Source organism: Octadecabacter sp. B2R22 (assembly GCF_018861045.1).
GTDB lineage: Bacteria > Pseudomonadota > Alphaproteobacteria > Rhodobacterales > Rhodobacteraceae > Octadecabacter.
This window is the reverse complement of record NZ_JAHKQJ010000007.1, coordinates 1,191,247-1,207,973: the sequence shown is the minus strand read 5'-3', so window position 1 is coordinate 1,207,973 and position 16,727 is coordinate 1,191,247. Positions and strand designations below refer to the sequence as shown.

The following is a 16,727-nucleotide window of genomic DNA, read 5'->3' as shown; positions in this document are numbered from 1 at the left end:
ACTTAGACGTAAGCATGGGCAAGGCGGCCGTTATGCAGGCGGCAGTTTTCGGCTTGCGTCCTTGCGGGCGAAAGGTTTCATCGCGTCGCCATGGTCGGCCAGAAATGTCCGAACACGTGGTGCATCATGACGCCCGAGTTCACGCAGCCACCATGAAATGGATTTCTGGATGAACCATGCTTGGTCGGTTGTGTAGTCCGCCGCCCAGCCTAAAATCCGTTCCCGCGCGGCCAAGTCAGCCGCCTTGGGGTTGTTCATTTTGGTCCACGGAAGGGTCATCACCAAAGCGGCACGTTTGGTCCACATGTGATCAGATGTTGTCCATGTTTCGACTTCGTCCAGACGGGCAGGGTCCGCAAGGAGCCGCCGGGATCCCGCACCGCACACATGATCGGCAATTGCCCAAGCATCAAACTGAGGAACCCAAGATGTGATTAACTCCCACGCCGCGTCATCTGGCCGAATGCGCGCCTGCACCAAGAGCTTGGCGGCTGCGACACGGCATTCATGGATATTGGTGTCCCAAAGTTCAGATGCGAGCGTCAGACGGTCATCAAGCGAAAGCTCCGCGCGCCAGTCTTTGACGGCGGCGTCGATCGCAGGATTGGCCACACCAAAATAGGGGCGGTCGGCCTTGTGATACTTGCGCATCTCAAGGGCCTTTTGCGCGTCGCCTTGCATCTGCAATGTGGCGACTGCATCTTCGATAGGGATCATTCTACTGTTACCGATTTTGCGAGGTTACGTGGTTGGTCAACGTCTGTGCCTTTGGCGACAGCGGTGTGATAGGCGATCAACTGAGCAGGAATTGCATAAAGGATCGGCGCGATGAAAGAGCCCGCTTCCGGCATCAGGATCGTGTCCCAAACACCGCTCCCAGCTTCTTTGGCACCTTGAGCGTCGGTGATCAACAACACCTTACCGCCACGGGCCATGACTTCTTGCATGTTCGAAATCGTCTTGTCGAACAGGGCATCACGCGGGGCCATAACGATCACAGGAACATGTTCGTCGACCAGCGCGATTGGGCCGTGCTTGAGTTCACCTGAAGCGTAAGCTTCGGCGTGTATATAGCTGATTTCTTTTAGTTTAAGTGCACCTTCATGGGCGAGGGGGTACATCGCGCCGCGGCCCAAGAACAAGATGTCACGCGCTTCTGATAGCTTACGGGAAACGGCCTTTGAGCGATCACCAAGCGTCAAGGCCTGGTTCATCAAACCGGGAACGGATTGCAGCTGCTCAAGCGCCTCGGCGACCTGCGCCGCGTCCATATGGCCACGATCTTGAGCGGCCTTCAGCGCAAGAATCGCAAGGACCGTGAGCTGACAGGTGAACGCTTTGGTGGACGCCACACCGATCTCGCGACCTGCTAGAATTGGCAGTGCCAAATCGCTTTCTCGCGCGATAGAGCTTTCGGGGACGTTGACCACGGAGACGATCTTGTCGGCTTTCTCGTTGCAGTAACGAAGTGCGGCCAAGGTGTCGGCGGTTTCGCCGGACTGGCTTACGAAGAGGGCAGCCGTGCGGTTCGGGATCGGTGGTTCACGGTAGCGGAACTCGGACGCGACATCGACATCAACGGGCAGGCGGGCGATCTGCTCGAACCAGTATTTCGCGGTAAGGCAGGCGAAGAATGCAGTGCCGCAGGCCACCATCGACAGGCGGTCAATCTTCGTGAAGTCGAGCCCACCGTCAGGCAGTTCAATTTTGCCGTCCTTGATGTAGTAGCCCAAGGCATTTGTCAGCACAGAGGGCTGCTCGGCGATTTCTTTCGCCATGTAGTGTTTATAGCCACCCTTATCGACCGCAGAAACGTCGACCTCGATCACGCGCATGTCACGATTTGCGATGCGGCCTTCGGCGTCTCGGATTTCAATGCTTGAGCGTGTGATGATCGCCCAGTCACCTTCTTCGAGGTAGGTGATCTTGTCAGTCATCGGTGCCAGCGCAATCGCGTCAGACCCGACAAAGTTTTCGCCGTCTCCATGGCCGATCGCTAAGGGAGACCCTTTGCGCGCCGCGATCATAAGGTCGTCTTCGCCCTCAAACAGGAAACAGAGCGCGTAAGCACCGTCCAAGCGGGCAATGGTCTTTTCTGCGGCGTCTTGGGGCGCATCGCCCTGATCCAGATAGCTTTGCGCCAGAAGTGCGACGGTTTCTGTGTCGGTATCGGTTTCATAGCCGATGCCTTTGGCAGACAATTCTTCGCGCAGCTCGCGGAAGTTTTCGATGATACCGTTATGAACAACGGCCACGCGACGTGTCTGGTGGGGGTGGGCGTTTTTTACGTTCGGTTCGCCGTGGGTCGCCCAGCGGGTGTGGCCGATCCCAGACTTGCCGGCAAGTGGTTCATGGACCAGCAAATCTTGCAGGTTAACCAGTTTGCCGACGGCGCGACGGCGATCCAGATCGCCACCATTTACGGTTGCAATACCGGCGCTGTCATAGCCGCGATATTCCAGCTTTTTCAGCGCTTCAACGAGGATGGGCGCAGCTTCGTGCCGCCCTAGAACACCTACAATACCACACATTTTCAGGTCTCCTTAGCCGCTTTGGCCTTCTTTGACTTTAACTTTTCGAACATCCGCCGTGCAAATCCGGCTTTGTTTTCCTGACGGGCGCGACCGACAGCCAAATCGCCGTCGGGCACATCGCGTGTGACGACCGTTCCGGTCGCTGTCATGCTTTCGTCGCCCAGTGTAACGGGGGCCACAAGCATGGTGTTTGACCCGACGAAGACATCCGCACCGATTGTTGTTTTGTGTTTGAAAACACCGTCGTAGTTGCAGGTGATGGTGCCTGCGCCGATGTTTGTACGCTCACCTACCTGTGCGTCACCGATATAGCTGAGGTGGTTCACTTTCGACCCTGCATCAAGGTAGGCGTTCTTAATTTCGACGAAATTGCCGATCTTCACACCCTCGGCAAGCTCCGCACCGGGGCGCAGACGAGCATAAGGGCCGACAACGCTGTCACGTGACACGTGGCAGCCTTCTAGGTGACTAAAAGCGCGGATCGTTGCGTTGTTTTCAACGGTCACGCCAACGGCGAACACGACATTCGGTTCAACGATTGCATCTGTGCCAATATAGGTATCATGGCTGAAATAAACGGTGTCGGGCGCTTGTAACGTCACACCGTTTTCCATGGCGTCGCTGCGGGCGCGGGTTTGAAACGCGACCTCTGCAACGGCCAATTCGGCGCGTGAATTGATGCCCATTGTTTCGGCCTCATCGCAGCGCACCACGGTGGCGGATAGCTCTTGGGCACGGGCAATGCCGATGATGTCCGTAAGGTAGTATTCGCCAGCAGCGTTGTCATCTGTGACCTTATCCAAAAGGTCGAACAAAACGTCTGATTTTGCACAAATAACGCCTGAATTACATAGTGTTATGGCGCGGGTGGCGTCATCGGCGTCTTTGTATTCTACGATGGCATCCAGTGCGTCGCCTTTCATCACCAACCGCCCGTAACGTCCAGGGTCGGCTGCGTCAAAGCCCAGTACAACAACGTCGTTTTCTGCACGTGCCGCGATCATAGCCTCAAGTGTTTCAGGTTGGATAAACGGCGTGTCACCGTAAAGCACAATCGCATCGCCCTCAAACCCATCTAGGGCGTCTTGGGCCTGCAAAACCGCATGCCCCGTACCAAGCTGTTCGGACTGTAAAACGACCTGCGCATCATCAGACCAATCGCGCGCAGCCGCTTCCACGAGTTCAGCGCCGTGGCCAGTCACAACAATGGTTTTTTCCGGCTCAAGGGACGCGCCAGACTTCATCGCGTGCACCAGCAACGGCGCACCAGCGATTTTGTGCAGGACTTTTGGCAAGTCGGATTTCATCCGAGACCCTTTACCTGCGGCCAGAATTATCAACGCGACTGCCATGTGCCCAACCCTTATTACTTTTGCGACCTTCATAGCCGTGAATGCCAATAGCGCAAGGCCCGGACCTGATATGGGGGTTCACATCCCGTGTCGCTTGGTTACAGAGACGTTAACACCAGTTTTGGAATAGGGCAGGACATATGAAAACGGTTATCTTTGATCTCGACGGGACATTGGCGGATACATCCGGCGATCTTATCGCAGCGGCAAACGTATGTTTTGAAGGTCTCGGGCTTGGCGCACTGCTTGATCCAGCCACAGATGCGGGGACTGCTTTGCGGGGGGGGCGTGCCATGCTGAAGCTGGGTTTCAGCCGTGTTGAAGGGTTCGGAGAAGATGAAATTCTGCGCCAGTATCCCATTTTGTTGGAGGCCTATGCCCAAGATATCGATACGCATACCGTCCTTTACCCCCGTGCGATGGACGCAGTTGAGGCGTTAAAGGTCGCAGGATACGGCGTGGGCATCGCGACGAACAAACCCGAAGGGCTCGCCGAAGACCTTATGCGCCGCTTGGGTGTTCGCGATGCGTTTGCCTCTTTGGTTGGGGCGGACACTTTGCGAGTGCGCAAACCTGACCCAGAACATTTGTTCGAAGCAGCAAGGCGTGCGGGCGGCGATCCGGCGCTCACGTGTTTGGTTGGGGACAGCGACACTGATCGCAATACATCCAAGAATGGTGGGGTTCCGTCAATCCTCGTGACGTTCGGACCATCGGGTGAAGATATGGCTGCGCTTGAACCAGAAGCCTTGCTAGATGACTTCGCTGACCTTCCCGCTGTCGTGGCCCGCCTACTGGACTGATCGAAACGTGTTGACCCAGTCCAGATGGCTGCGCACAAACACACTATGACAGAAAAATTTACCGGCAGTTTCACCCAACAAGAACCGATCCCACAGGCTGGCATTGATGCCGCCCTTGCCGTGATGAATCACGGACGCTTGCATCGCTATAACACGCAGGGTGATGAGATCGCTGAAACCGCGTTGTTGGAAGAAGAATTTGCAGCCGCAACAGGTGCGAAATACTGCCTTGCGGTGGCGTCTGGCGGATATGCGATGACGACCGCACTGCGCGCTTGCGGTGTGGGACATGGCGATACCGTTCTGACGAATGCGTTCACGCTTGCGCCCGTACCGGGTGCGATTGCTGCGGTTGGGGGGACACCAATCTATGTCGGCGTGACAGAGGACCTTGTCATCGATTTGGATGATCTTGCGGATAAGATCACACAGTCAAAGGTGCTATTGCTGTCACATATGCGCGGCCATATCTGCGACATGGAGGCCCTGATGGCCCTATGCGACGATGCCGGTGTGACAGTGATCGAGGATTGCGCGCACACGATGGGCGCCACATGGAACGGGATACCGTCGGGGCGTTGGGGGAGGTTTGGCTGTTATTCGACGCAAACCTACAAGCATATGAATTCCGGCGAAGGCGGCTTGCTGATCTCGGATGATGCTGAGGGAATGGCCCGCGCGATCATGTTGTCTGGCAGCTATATGCTGTTTGAACGCCACCGTGCTGCACCGCCCGTCGAGACGTTTAAGCAGATCAAATATGAAACACCCAATATATCGGGCCGAATGGACAATCTGCGCGCCGCGATTTTGCGACCGCAATTGGCGGATTTGCAGACCCAATGCGACCGTTGGAACGCGCTTTATCGTGAGGTTGAAACCGGACTGACAGAGACACCCGGATTGCACGTGCCACCACGCCCCGAAAAAGAGGGCTTTGTGGCGTCATCGTTCCAGTTCCTTTTGTTAGACTGGCCCCCTGCAGCCGTTCAGGATGTGATTGCACGATGCCTCGCGCGCGGGGTTGAGCTGAAATGGTTCGGCGGTGCAGAGCCGACAGGGTTCACGTCCCGCTATGACAGTTGGCGGTATGCCCCGTCCGAAAAAATGCCAGACAGCGACCGCATTTTGGCAGGCATCATCGATATGCGCTTGCCGTTGACCTTTACCACTGAGGATTGCACCCTGATTGCGCGTATTATTCGCGCCGAAGTCAGTGCGGTCTATCAAGCCCAAGTGGCCTGAACACCAAACCTTCTACGCGCGGCAATGAAGTGTGAGGTTTATCAGTATGCGTTCGATCCTAATTTTAGTTCTGGGGCTCTCAGTGCCTTTCGGGGTCGCGGCGCAAGATCTGAACGATGACTACGATGACTACGATGTCGCGATTCTTGATCTGTGTTTGGAAAACGCCGAAACGCGTGCTGATCGGGAATCGTGCATCGGGCGTGCGTCAAACGACTGCATGACGACCGAAGCGGGGCAATCAACGCTCGGCCAAGGGTACTGTATGAGCCAAGAGTGGCAACAATGGGATCAGCGTCTCAATACGGTTTATCAGCGATTGCTTGTGCAGCAGGTCGAATTGGCCGAGGACAACGCAGCCTTTAACCCACAGATTCCGGATGCAGTCGAATTGCTGCGGGACATGCAACGCAAATGGGTCGCCTTTCGCGATGCGGCCTGTGATTGGGAATATGTTCAATGGGGCGGTGGAACGGGGGCAGGGCCCGCCTCGGCGGAATGCATGATGCGACTCACAGCCCATCAAACCCTTTTCCTCGAAGGACGAAGCCATTGACCCATTTTGTCAGATCTATCGCAGCCTGCGCCTTGATTGCAGGGCCGGCCGCCGCCGAACCGCAACCCGCTGTGGCGGCGCTGATGCATTATATGGAGGTTGTCGAAACCTGTTTTGACAATGCCGGAGACAGCGAGGCCGCTCACGCCTGTATTGGGCAGGGGGCTAGCCTGTGTATGGACACCGAAGCCGATGGTTATACGACCGTGGGAATGATGTTCTGCTCATTGGCGGAGCACGAAGAATGGGACCGTCTTTTGAACGAGACGTACACCAAGACCATGGCCTTTCTTGAACGCGACGATGCCGCCGAGGCGGAATCGTTTCCTGAATTCGCGAACCGCGCAGACTCATTGCGCGCGGCGCAACGCGCTTGGATTCCCTTTCGGGATGCTGACTGCAGCTTAGAATATGCGATGTGGGGTGCGGGTTCGATGCGCCAAATCGCAGGGGCGGGGTGCAGGCTTCGCATGACCGCAGAACGTACGATTTTCTTGAGGTTTCTTGGGGACCAAATGCGATAGCGCGATGCGCGGCAGTTTGTGTTCTTGCGCTTGCCTAGGGGGGCACCTTATCTAGGTCCAATGTCCCCGCGCCGTTTGTGGCGCGTCCTCTAGATTAGAAAGTTCGCCCCGTGGCCAGCAATGAATCAAAACCGGATTTCTACTCGGGCATTCCATGGGTCTATGTTCCACCAGAGCAAGCCCGCGCGCACCCCAAGGGTCAGTTGAACTGGATCATGTGGCTTATCTCGCTGTATTTCATCGGGATCGGGCTGTTCAAAATCTATTGGATCATCACGTCGGGTTACGGAATTGGCACAGCCTTTTTGAATGGGACGTGGCCGGTGCTGACGGGGGTCGGACTTATGTTGCGGTTTCCATACGCCGTGATGATGGCGGTGATTACCGCGGGGTTCAGTGCTTTCACGTTGTTGCGCGGGATAGGAGACACCGGAACTGTCTTGATATTGATGCAAGCATTGATCGCATTCGGGATCCTGTTTTACTTGATCGATGGGGACCGCCCGAATTTCATCTACCGCCATCGATACCGCAAGTATTCGGCGGCAAATGATGGGTCAGCGCCCGCCGCAGACGACTAACCGAGACGGGAATCAGCAGGGCGCGCATCCCTTCGAACACTTAATCGTTCAAAAGCTGCAAAAATCCCACCGTGAGCAGGGGTTTCAGCCCCGTCCCCCCGTTGACCCCCCTGAGCCAGAGCGGTAAACGCGAGGGGACGCGACAGATGCGCAAACGCGCACCGCCATTATAGGGAGTCTGCAGGTGGAAGAGTTTCTTAGGGAATACTTACCAATCGTCATCTTTCTTGGACTCGCCATCGTGCTGGGAATCGTTTTGATCCTTGCCGCTGTGGTCTTGGCCGTTCGTAATCCTGATCCTGAAAAAGTGTCAGCCTATGAGTGCGGGTTTAACGCTTTTGATGATGCGCGGATGAAATTTGATGTTCGGTTCTACCTTGTGTCGATCCTGTTCATTATCTTCGATCTGGAAATCGCATTCTTGTTCCCGTGGGCCGTGGCCTTTGGTGATATCTCAATGGTCGGCTTCTGGTCGATGATGGTCTTCCTCGCGGTGCTTACCGTGGGCTTTGCCTACGAATGGAAAAAAGGAGCACTCGAATGGGAGTAGCTGTTGGCCAAAACACTGCAGGCGCGGACCCAGAGTACGCAACGCAGACATTGAACAAAGAGCTGACGGATAAGGGTTTTCTTGTTACGTCCTCTGCTGATCTGATCAACTGGGCCCGCACGGGGTCCTTGCACTGGATGACTTTCGGGTTGGCCTGTTGTGCGGTTGAGATGATGCACACGTCTATGCCGCGCTATGATGCTGAACGTTTCGGTATCGCGCCGCGTGCGTCCCCACGTCAGTCCGATGTGATGATTGTGGCGGGTACACTGACAAACAAAATGGCCCCGGCGCTGCGCAAGGTTTATGACCAAATGCCAGAGCCGCGCTATGTGATCTCTATGGGGTCCTGCGCGAACGGTGGCGGTTACTATCACTATTCTTACAGCGTTGTGCGTGGCTGTGACCGGATCGTCCCGGTTGATATCTACGTGCCTGGTTGCCCTCCGACAGCGGAAGCACTGTTGTACGGTATCCTGCAACTGCAACGCAAAATCCGCCGTACTGGCACGATTGTCCGCTAACGCGGGACGGGCCGCCGCGCCCGATACGACCTTCAAAGGGAACGCTCATGTCTGACGACCTCAAAGAACTCGGCCAACACATCGAACTCAAGCGCCCTGATTGCGTGCTGTCTTGGGACGTGACGGGGGGCGAGCTTACAATCGCTGTCGCTCCGGCGAACTTGGCTTCGTTTGTGGAATTTCTGAAGGTTGATAGCTCGTGCAAGTTCAGCTCTCTGGTGGATATCACGGCTGTTGATTACCCGGGCCGCGCTCAGCGGTTTGATGTCGTTTACCACTTCCTGTCCATGTACCAAAACCACCGCATCCGTTTGCGGGTGAAGGCGCGCGAAGATGAAATGGTTCAGTCCATCATCGACGTGCACCCGTCTTCAAACTGGTTTGAACGTGAAGTGTTCGACATGTTCGGCATTATCTTTAAGGGTCACCCAGACCTGCGCCGCATCCTGACGGACTATGGTTTCCGCGGCTACCCGCTGCGCAAGGATTTCCCGACGACTGGCTATACCGAGGTCCGCTACGACGAAGTGCAAAAACGCGTCGTCTATGAACCTGTATCGCTGGTTCAAGAATACCGACAGTTCGACTTCATGTCCCCATGGGAAGGTGCCGAATACATCCTTCCGGGTGACGAGAAGACGAAGGAGGAAGCGAAATGATGGACGGCTTTTTCGCTGATTTCGTTAGCGGTGCCCAATCCAGATGGGTTTTGGCGGTGATCTCTTTCGGATTTCTTTTTGTGATTAAGTTTACCCTTGGAGGGCGTATAAATTGGCTGATGGGCATTGCCATCTTTTTCGTTGTGTTTGTGGTAAACACTCTTGGATTGAGTTCTGAAGCACAAAACATCGGCTCAATAGTTGGATGTGCGCTGCTTGGCGCGATAGGTTATTTTCTCGCAAACTTGGCAAACGCTCAGTGGTCGAAACAGCAAACAAATGAGGCTTCCTCATGATGGACGGCACCAAAAACTTCGACGACGCGCTTACGGGCGAACAGAAGATCCGCAATTTCAACATCAACTTCGGCCCGCAGCACCCTGCGGCGCACGGGGTTTTGCGTCTGGTTTTGGAACTCGATGGTGAGATCGTAGAACGCTGCGATCCGCATATTGGCTTGCTGCACCGTGGCACCGAAAAGCTGATGGAAAGCCGCACGTACCTGCAAAACCTGCCGTACTTTGATCGCCTCGATTACGTGGCGCCAATGAACCAAGAACACGCTTGGTGTCTGGCGATCGAAAAGCTGACAGGCACTGTGGTGCCGCGTCGTGGATCGTTGATCCGCGTGTTGTTCTGCGAAATTGGCCGTATCTTGAACCACCTGATGAACGTCACCACACAGGCGATGGACGTTGGTGCGTTGACGCCACCTGTCTGGGGCTTTGAAGAACGCGAACAGTTGATGGTGTTTTACGAACGTGCCTGTGGTGCCCGTTTGCACGCTGCTTATTTCCGTCCCGGCGGTGTTCACCAAGACCTGCCAGAAGGCCTGATGGAAGACATCGAGGCATGGGCTGATCAGTTCATGGCCCGTTTCATGGTCGATCTGGATGGCCTGCTGACTGAAAACCGTATCTTTAAACAGCGTAACGTCGACATCGGCGTTGTGACTGAAAAAGACATTCAAGACTGGGGTTTCTCAGGCGTGATGGTACGCGGATCCGGTCTTGCGTGGGATTTGCGCCGCGCGCAGCCTTATGAGTGCTACGACGAGTTTGAATTCCAAGTGCCCGTTGGCAAAAACGGCGACTGCTATGACCGTTACCTCTGCCGCATGGAAGAAATGCGTCAGTCCGTTTCGATCATCCGTCAAGCGATCACCAAGTTGCGTGAACCCGAAGGGCAGGGCGATGTGATGGCGCGCGGTAAGATGACCCCGCCGACACGCGCCGCGATGAAGACGGACATGGAAAGCCTGATCCACCACTTCAAACTTTACACCGAAGGGTTCCACGTTCCAGCGGGTGAAGTTTACGCCGCAGTTGAAGCGCCCAAAGGTGAATTTGGCGTGTTCCTTGTGGCGGATGGCTCTAACAAACCTTACCGCGCGAAAATTCGAGCACCGGGGTATCTGCACCTGCAGGCGATGGATCACGTTGCGGGCAAACACCAACTTGCCGACGTTGCGGCGATCATCGGCACGATGGACGTCGTGTTCGGGGAGATTGACCGTTGATGGCTTTCGGTTTGGTGCAACTTTTTCCTTTGGCCATGGTTCTTGCGCCTGGCGGCGTTATGCCTGCAAGCCTATTCGTCATGTTTAGTGGCGCTGCATTTGGGGGCGGACTGTAATGTTCAGAACAGCCTTGGTTCTCTCGGTTGCTGCGACGTCTGCTTTTGCGCAGGGCGCGAGCGAAGCCAATATTGCGGCGATGGTGGCTGCGATTGAGGATGCTGGATGTGTTGTGACGGCGGACAACGGGGATGCTGTTCATCTTGCATCCGGTTTAACCGAAGATGAAACCATGGCCGTGGTCCTTACAATGTATGCGGATGGTATGGTCGCACTCGAAGAAGACGGGACCATGTCCCTTTTCACTGAGGCGTGCCCATGATCCGCGTTGCGCTATTTGTCTGTGCGGGCTTTATGCTTGCGGGCTGTGATGGCGCTGCGACTGAAACACTCCCTGACGGCGTGAGCGCTGCTGACGTCGCCTTGTTTAAATCCGCAGTAACTGATGCGGGTTGTGATATCACGAACGATGATCAAGCTGCGTTGGTCGAAGACAAAACTGGCTTTGACGACGCAACACTTTCGATCATTGTTCAATACCTTACACTTGCCGGCGAAAGCGAACCTCTCGCAACCGGTTTTCGACTGACTTCAGGATCTTGTGCCAATGCTTAGACGCCTCCACCTCGACCAACCCGCTAGCTTTGCTTTCACTTCGGACAACCAGAAATGGGCCGAAGCACAGGTGACGAAATATCCAGAAGGCCGTCAGGCCAGCGCGATCATCCCATTGTTGTGGCGTGCGCAAGAACAAGAGGGTTGGCTGACACGTCCGGCAATTGAATACGTCGCGGAAATGCTGGGTCTTGCCTACATGCGCGCTCTCGAAGTTGCGTCTTTCTACTTCATGTTCCAACTGCAGCCTGTTGGCTCCGTTGCGCATATTCAGGTGTGTGGCACCACGTCTTGCATGATTTGCGGCGCTGAAGATCTTGTCGCGGTTTGCAAAGAGAAGATTGCGCCAAACGCGCATGAAGTATCTGCAGATGGCAAGTTTTCTTGGGAAGAAGTCGAATGCTTGGGCTCGTGTTCCAACGCTCCGATGGCTCAGATCGGCAAAGATTATTACGAAGACCTGACCGCGGCTAAAATGGGTGAACTGATCGACGCGCTTGGCCGTGGCGAAGTCCCTCTGCCGGGCCCACAAAATGGTCGCTACGCGGCTGAGCCTCTCAAGGGGCTGACAACGTTGACAGAATTTGACAGTGGCAATCATCAGTATAACGCGTCCGTACAATTGGCCCATGACATTGGCGATACGGTCAAACGTATTGACGGCACAGAAGTTCCATTGCTCGCGCCATGGAACCAAGCAGCACCAACATCTGGCGGCAAAGCGGCGGCACCCGTCAAGAAAGCGCCTGCTGCAAAGAAAGCAGCGCCAAAACCAGCGGCTAAGAAAGCTACAGCAAAGACGGCGGCCGCTAAACCTGCTGCCAAGGCCGCTGCAAAAGCGAGCACCGCAAAGGCTGCTAAGCCCGCTGCGAAAGTGGCCAAGGCAACACCAAAACCCGCAACTGCGTCGGCTGCTGGCGAAACGAAACCCAGAACAATGTCCAAACCACGCGCGGCGGGTGCGGATGATCTGAAACGCATCAGCGGCGTTGGCCCGAAACTTGAGGGTGTGCTGAACGACCTCGGCTTCTGGCATTTCGACCAGATTGCCAAATGGGGCGCAGGCGAAATTGCTTGGGTCGATAGCCGCCTGAAATTTAAAGGTCGTATTGAACGCGACAATTGGGTTGATCAGGCGACCGCATTCGCCGCCGAAAAGTAAAATAGCGCCGATTTTCGTCGATAGTTTGTAGAAACACCGCTCAAACGCCTTATTTGGGCGGTTTTCGCACGGGTTCCCCTTATCAAGTGCAGGTTGTCCAACTAGGATTGGGCCTGTTGGCATGTCGGGGCGTGAGATTTCGCATGCGCACAGGGAAAGGGTACAACATGAATAATACTTCTTCGAAGGGGACGGGCGCATTTTTGATCGCTGCCTTGTTCGGTCTTGCGGCACTTTTGGTTGCTTGGGGCATTTTGGACTTCCGGTTCTTCGGGTCATTGGTGATTGGTGTGATCGTTGCGATTATCACTTGGGTCGTTCTTTGGCTCGGTTGGGGTAAAGATGATGCCGACACAGGGTCGAGCACGGGGACGTCCGCAGGAACGACAGCTGCAGCTGGTATTGCCGGTGCGGCTGGCATCGCGGGTGCTGCGGCAGGCGCGGCGAAATCAGCAGCGGGATCCGCAGCAAGCACCGCAAAGGACGCCGCATCCGCAACAGCAGACACCGCTAAAAGCGCAGCATCGACAGCTGCTGAAACGGCGACATCTGCAGCGTCAAGCACTGCGGACGTAGCAACCAGCGCGGCCGCAAAGACCGCGGATGCTGGAAAAGCTGCGGCCTCCACAACGGCGTCTGCAGCTAAGGGCGCGGCAAGCACGGCGAAATCCACGGCGAAGAAGGCCACTGGGGCCGCGAAATCTGCGGCAACTGAGGCGAAATCAGCGGGCAAGGCCGCCGGGACGGGCGCAAAGACAGCGGCCAAATCCACGGCGTCGGATGCGGCAACAGCAACCAAAGCAGCTGCATCAAGTGCTAAGACAACAGCGAAAGCTGCAACGTCCAAAGCGAAAGCTGCCGCAACACCCGCGGCAAAGGACAAGAAGACAGCTGCGAAATCAACGGCCGCCAAACCAAAGGCAGCGGCAAAGCCCAAAGCAGCCGCAAAGTCTGCGGCTTCGACGTCGAAAGCCGCTACAAAACCAGCGGCTAAGGTTGCGAAGCCAGCAGCCAAAACAGCAAAACCTGCTGCCAAGTCCACGGCTAAGCCTGCTGCCAAGTCCGCAGCCAAGTCGACTAAGGCATCAGCCAAGTCTGCTGCAAGCGCAACGCCTGAGATTCTAAAGGCAGCGCGTTCGGGCGGGGCTGATGATCTGAAACTCCTTAAAGGTGTTGGGCCAGGTCTTGAGAAAACTCTGAACGAGCTTGGATTCTTCCACTTCGATCAAGTTGGGTCTTGGAAGAAGAAAGACGTTGAGTGGGTTGATAGCCGCTTGAAATTCAAAGGTCGCATTGAACGCGACGGTTGGGTGAAACAGGCGAAAACCTTGGCAAAGGGCGGAGAGACCGAGTTCTCCAAACGCGCGAAGAAGTAAATCATTTCAAATGAAACAGTAAAAGGCCCGCCGGACACCCCGCGCGGGCCTTTTCTTTTGCACTCCCAAAGGGCAAACTGGCGCCATGACCACGCCACTTAATCCCACGGACGCAAAACAGGGCCGCCAAGCTGCAATCGTGATTGCTGTTGCGGGCCTTCTCAGCATTTTTGCCCCCGCGATCACCCGCGTATTGGGCGCTGAGCCTCGGGTTGAAATGCTCTTATACTTAATCTCTCTTGCTGGGTTCATTTGGTCACTGGTGGTGACGTGGAAGCTGTGGCAAAAGACACGGGATAAATGATACCTTTGCCACCTTGCCGGTAAAGACGCCTAACCTAGATCGAGGACTTCGCGATGCTCGCTGATAATGACCGCATTTTCACCAACCTTTACGGAATGCACGATCGCACGCTTAAGGGCGCGCAAAAGCGAGGGCATTGGGATGGCACGGCCAAGATCATTCAGAACGGTCGCGATTGGATCATCGACCAGATGAAAGCCTCCGGTCTGCGTGGCCGTGGTGGGGCGGGTTTCCCGACGGGTCTGAAGTGGTCTTTCATGCCGAAAGAATCTGATGGCCGTCCTGCGTATCTTGTTGTGAACGCTGACGAATCCGAGCCTGGAACATGTAAAGACCGCGAGATCATGCGTCATGATCCGCACACATTGATCGAGGGCTGCTTGATCGCGTCTTTCGCGATGAATGCGAACGCCTGCTACATCTACATCCGCGGTGAATACATCCGCGAGAAAGAAGCGCTGCAGGCTGCTATTGATGAAGCTTACGAAGCGGGTCTTGTGGGTAAGAACGCTGCCAAATCTGGTTGGGATTTCGACATCTATCTGCACCACGGGGCAGGGGCTTATATCTGCGGCGAAGAAACCGCATTGCTCGAATCCCTCGAAGGCAAAAAGGGCATGCCGCGCATGAAGCCGCCGTTTCCTGCGGGCGCGGGACTTTATGGCTGCCCGACAACAGTGAACAACGTTGAATCTATTGCGGTGGTTCCGACCATTTTGCGCCGTGGTCCTGAATGGTTCGCGGGTTTTGGTCGCCCGAACAACGCCGGAACCAAACTGTTTGCGATTTCCGGTCATGTGAACAACCCCTGTGTGGTTGAAGAAAGCATGTCGATTTCATTCGAAGAACTGATCGAAAAGCACTGCGGCGGTATTCGCGGTGGTTGGGACAACCTCAAGGCTGTGATCCCGGGTGGGTCGTCCGTGCCAATGGTGCGCGGTGAAAACATGCGCGACGCGATCATGGATTTTGATGCGTTGAAGGAAAAGGGGTCTTCCCTTGGCACCGCCGCTGTGATCGTGATGGACCAGTCGACCGACGTGATCAAAGCGATCTGGCGCTTGTCCAAATTCTACAAACACGAATCTTGTGGTCAGTGTACGCCATGCCGCGAAGGCACGGGCTGGATGATGCGCGTGATGGATCGTCTGGTGAAGGGCGATGCGGATCCTGCGGAAATCGACATGTTGCTCGACGTGACCAAACAAGTCGAAGGCCACACAATCTGTGCGCTGGGTGATGCGGCGGCTTGGCCGATCCAAGGCTTGATCAAGAACTTCCGCGACGAAATCGAAGATCGTATCGCGCATAAGCGTATCGCTGCTGAGTGAGCAGTTATAGGCTCATCACGCTCCTCGAGCGAGAGACACCTAAATGGTGTGATGAATGCCAGCGCAACGTGAAGGGGGCCGATATACACGATGCGGATTGCCCGAATGCTCCTGAACCGGAGCCTACCTACGCGTTGACTGCAGTGCTGACCGGCGCGCTCGTTTTGCTTTTCATCGCATTTCTGGTTTTTCTTGTGATGTACAATGTCGCCTAGCCAAATGGTTTCACTTGGCGTGTCGTCTACTGAGCTTCTAGAAAATCGACTATAGGTAATAACATGAAATCCTTCCTCGACGGCACCGCCAGCTTCCTTGCCGCCCTTGCGACGATCGCAATCTGCGGTGGCCCTGCGTGGTTTACCTACAAAGCAATCGAAGCAAACGTCGCCCCGTGGTGGGCTTGGTTTTTCATCGTTGCCCTAGCAGGGGTTGGCGTAATCATGACGGTTGCTTTTTTGCGCAAAACCATTGGCGGCATCGCGCCGTCGCGCGAACGGAAACGCCGTTGATGTTCAAGATGACACGTCTGGCGAGCCTCGCACTTGCGGGTTCTTTTGCCGTTCCTGCGACGGCTGACGAAACGCAGCCAGCTGTCGCCGAAGTGATGGTCGCCATGGCGGATGCACGCCTCTCGGATAATTACATTCTGATAGAAGGCGGGTTTTATGATGGCGCGGCCGCGACACAAACTGTGCGATTTATCGTGACGCCAGAAGATGAAGTGCTTTGCACTTTTATAGTTGGCGCGATGTTTGACGATGAAGAGTTTAACGAACCGGCTACGGCAAGGGGCTATGCATTCGAAAAGGCGGGCATGTTTAATGACCTGTCCGAATTCTTGTTGCCAAATAACGCACCCCCTTCGGACGCTTTCACATTCACCATCGAGGCCAAGCAAGACGGCGTGCTGTCTATCAGCTCTCTCGGATGGATGGACCCGCGATATGACCTGTTCCGAAACTACATCGGACTTAACCACAACTCTTGTTGGACCTTTGGCTAATGCTCTTTCAGAAAATGACGACGTTGATGATG

The 16,727-nt window shown here is 55.4% G+C and carries 21 protein-coding genes; 18 read left to right on the top strand and 3 right to left on the bottom strand.

What is annotated here, in order from left to right:
- Positions 1–30 precede the first annotated feature (30 nt).
- Genes KO486_RS11470 through glmU form a run of 3 tightly spaced genes read right to left on the bottom strand, consistent with a single transcriptional unit; the run spans position 31 to position 3,886 of the window.
- Complete coding sequence (locus tag KO486_RS11470; RefSeq protein ID WP_216037359.1) at positions 31–717, bottom strand: DNA alkylation repair protein; 687 nt, start codon at positions 715–717, stop codon at positions 31–33.
- Positions 714–2,531 (bottom strand): glutamine--fructose-6-phosphate transaminase (isomerizing), encoded by a 1,818-nt coding sequence (gene glmS, locus KO486_RS11465; RefSeq protein ID WP_216037358.1) that lies wholly within the window; start codon positions 2,529–2,531, stop codon positions 714–716. The genes KO486_RS11470 and glmS overlap by 4 nt, the downstream gene beginning before the upstream one ends.
- 2 nt (positions 2,532–2,533) lie before the next feature.
- Positions 2,534–3,886: a bifunctional UDP-N-acetylglucosamine diphosphorylase/glucosamine-1-phosphate N-acetyltransferase GlmU gene (gene glmU / locus KO486_RS11460; protein ID WP_216037357.1), complete on the bottom strand. Its 1,353-nt coding sequence runs from the start codon at positions 3,884–3,886 to the stop codon at positions 2,534–2,536.
- A 140-nt stretch (positions 3,887–4,026) separates the two neighbouring features.
- Between glmU and KO486_RS11455 the strand changes: the two genes are divergently transcribed.
- From KO486_RS11455 to KO486_RS11370, 18 genes are all read left to right on the top strand, one after another.
- Positions 4,027–4,689 (top strand): HAD-IA family hydrolase, encoded by a 663-nt coding sequence (locus tag KO486_RS11455; RefSeq protein ID WP_216037356.1) that lies wholly within the window; start codon positions 4,027–4,029, stop codon positions 4,687–4,689.
- A gap of 45 nt (positions 4,690–4,734) precedes the next feature.
- Positions 4,735–5,934: a DegT/DnrJ/EryC1/StrS family aminotransferase gene (locus KO486_RS11450; RefSeq protein WP_216037355.1), complete on the top strand. Its 1,200-nt coding sequence runs from the start codon at positions 4,735–4,737 to the stop codon at positions 5,932–5,934.
- A gap of 46 nt (positions 5,935–5,980) precedes the next feature.
- The gene (locus KO486_RS11445; protein ID WP_216037354.1) at positions 5,981–6,490 is read left to right on the top strand and encodes a lysozyme inhibitor LprI family protein; all 510 of its coding nucleotides are present in this window, start codon (positions 5,981–5,983) and stop codon (positions 6,488–6,490) included.
- The gene (locus KO486_RS11440; protein ID WP_252734651.1) at positions 6,487–7,014 is read left to right on the top strand and encodes a lysozyme inhibitor LprI family protein; all 528 of its coding nucleotides are present in this window, start codon (positions 6,487–6,489) and stop codon (positions 7,012–7,014) included. The genes KO486_RS11445 and KO486_RS11440 overlap by 4 nt, the downstream gene beginning before the upstream one ends.
- A gap of 110 nt (positions 7,015–7,124) precedes the next feature.
- Positions 7,125–7,595 (top strand): hypothetical protein, encoded by a 471-nt coding sequence (locus tag KO486_RS11435; RefSeq protein WP_216037352.1) that lies wholly within the window; start codon positions 7,125–7,127, stop codon positions 7,593–7,595.
- A gap of 184 nt (positions 7,596–7,779) precedes the next feature.
- Positions 7,780–8,145, top strand: coding sequence for an NADH-quinone oxidoreductase subunit A (locus KO486_RS11430; RefSeq protein WP_216037351.1), 366 nt, complete (start codon positions 7,780–7,782; stop codon positions 8,143–8,145).
- Entirely contained in the window at positions 8,136–8,669 is a 534-nt protein-coding gene (locus KO486_RS11425; protein WP_216037350.1) for an NADH-quinone oxidoreductase subunit B, read from the top strand. Before KO486_RS11430 ends, KO486_RS11425 begins: the two co-directional genes overlap by 10 nt.
- A gap of 47 nt (positions 8,670–8,716) precedes the next feature.
- Positions 8,717–9,328 carry an NADH-quinone oxidoreductase subunit C gene (locus KO486_RS11420; RefSeq protein ID WP_216037349.1) on the top strand — a complete coding sequence of 204 codons (612 nt, stop codon included), beginning with the start codon at positions 8,717–8,719 and terminating at the stop codon, positions 9,326–9,328.
- Positions 9,325–9,624, top strand: a complete 300-nt coding sequence (locus tag KO486_RS11415) for a hypothetical protein (RefSeq protein WP_216037348.1) — start codon at positions 9,325–9,327, stop codon at positions 9,622–9,624. The genes KO486_RS11420 and KO486_RS11415 overlap by 4 nt, the downstream gene beginning before the upstream one ends.
- Entirely contained in the window at positions 9,621–10,847 is a 1,227-nt protein-coding gene (locus KO486_RS11410) for an NADH-quinone oxidoreductase subunit D (RefSeq protein WP_216037347.1), read from the top strand. Before KO486_RS11415 ends, KO486_RS11410 begins: the two co-directional genes overlap by 4 nt.
- Positions 10,848–10,962: 115 nt before the next feature.
- Positions 10,963–11,226 (top strand): hypothetical protein, encoded by a 264-nt coding sequence (locus tag KO486_RS11405; protein ID WP_216037346.1) that lies wholly within the window; start codon positions 10,963–10,965, stop codon positions 11,224–11,226.
- On the top strand, positions 11,223–11,519 hold the full coding sequence (locus KO486_RS11400) for a hypothetical protein (RefSeq protein WP_216037345.1): 297 nt from the start codon (positions 11,223–11,225) through the stop codon (positions 11,517–11,519). Before KO486_RS11405 ends, KO486_RS11400 begins: the two co-directional genes overlap by 4 nt.
- On the top strand, positions 11,512–12,681 hold the full coding sequence (locus KO486_RS11395; RefSeq protein WP_216037344.1) for an NADH-quinone oxidoreductase subunit E: 1,170 nt from the start codon (positions 11,512–11,514) through the stop codon (positions 12,679–12,681). The genes KO486_RS11400 and KO486_RS11395 overlap by 8 nt, the downstream gene beginning before the upstream one ends.
- Positions 12,682–12,848: 167 nt before the next feature.
- On the top strand, positions 12,849–14,057 hold the full coding sequence (locus KO486_RS16470) for a hypothetical protein (RefSeq protein WP_252734650.1): 1,209 nt from the start codon (positions 12,849–12,851) through the stop codon (positions 14,055–14,057).
- A gap of 85 nt (positions 14,058–14,142) precedes the next feature.
- Positions 14,143–14,361, top strand: coding sequence for a DUF5337 family protein (locus KO486_RS11385; RefSeq protein ID WP_216037343.1), 219 nt, complete (start codon positions 14,143–14,145; stop codon positions 14,359–14,361).
- A gap of 53 nt (positions 14,362–14,414) precedes the next feature.
- Positions 14,415–15,692, top strand: coding sequence for an NADH-quinone oxidoreductase subunit NuoF (gene nuoF, locus KO486_RS11380; protein ID WP_216037342.1), 1,278 nt, complete (start codon positions 14,415–14,417; stop codon positions 15,690–15,692).
- 278 nt (positions 15,693–15,970) lie between these two features.
- Entirely contained in the window at positions 15,971–16,201 is a 231-nt protein-coding gene (locus tag KO486_RS11375) for a hypothetical protein (RefSeq protein WP_216037341.1), read from the top strand.
- Positions 16,201–16,695, top strand: coding sequence for a hypothetical protein (locus KO486_RS11370; RefSeq protein WP_216037340.1), 495 nt, complete (start codon positions 16,201–16,203; stop codon positions 16,693–16,695). Before KO486_RS11375 ends, KO486_RS11370 begins: the two co-directional genes overlap by 1 nt.
- Positions 16,696–16,727: the final 32 nt, after the last annotated feature.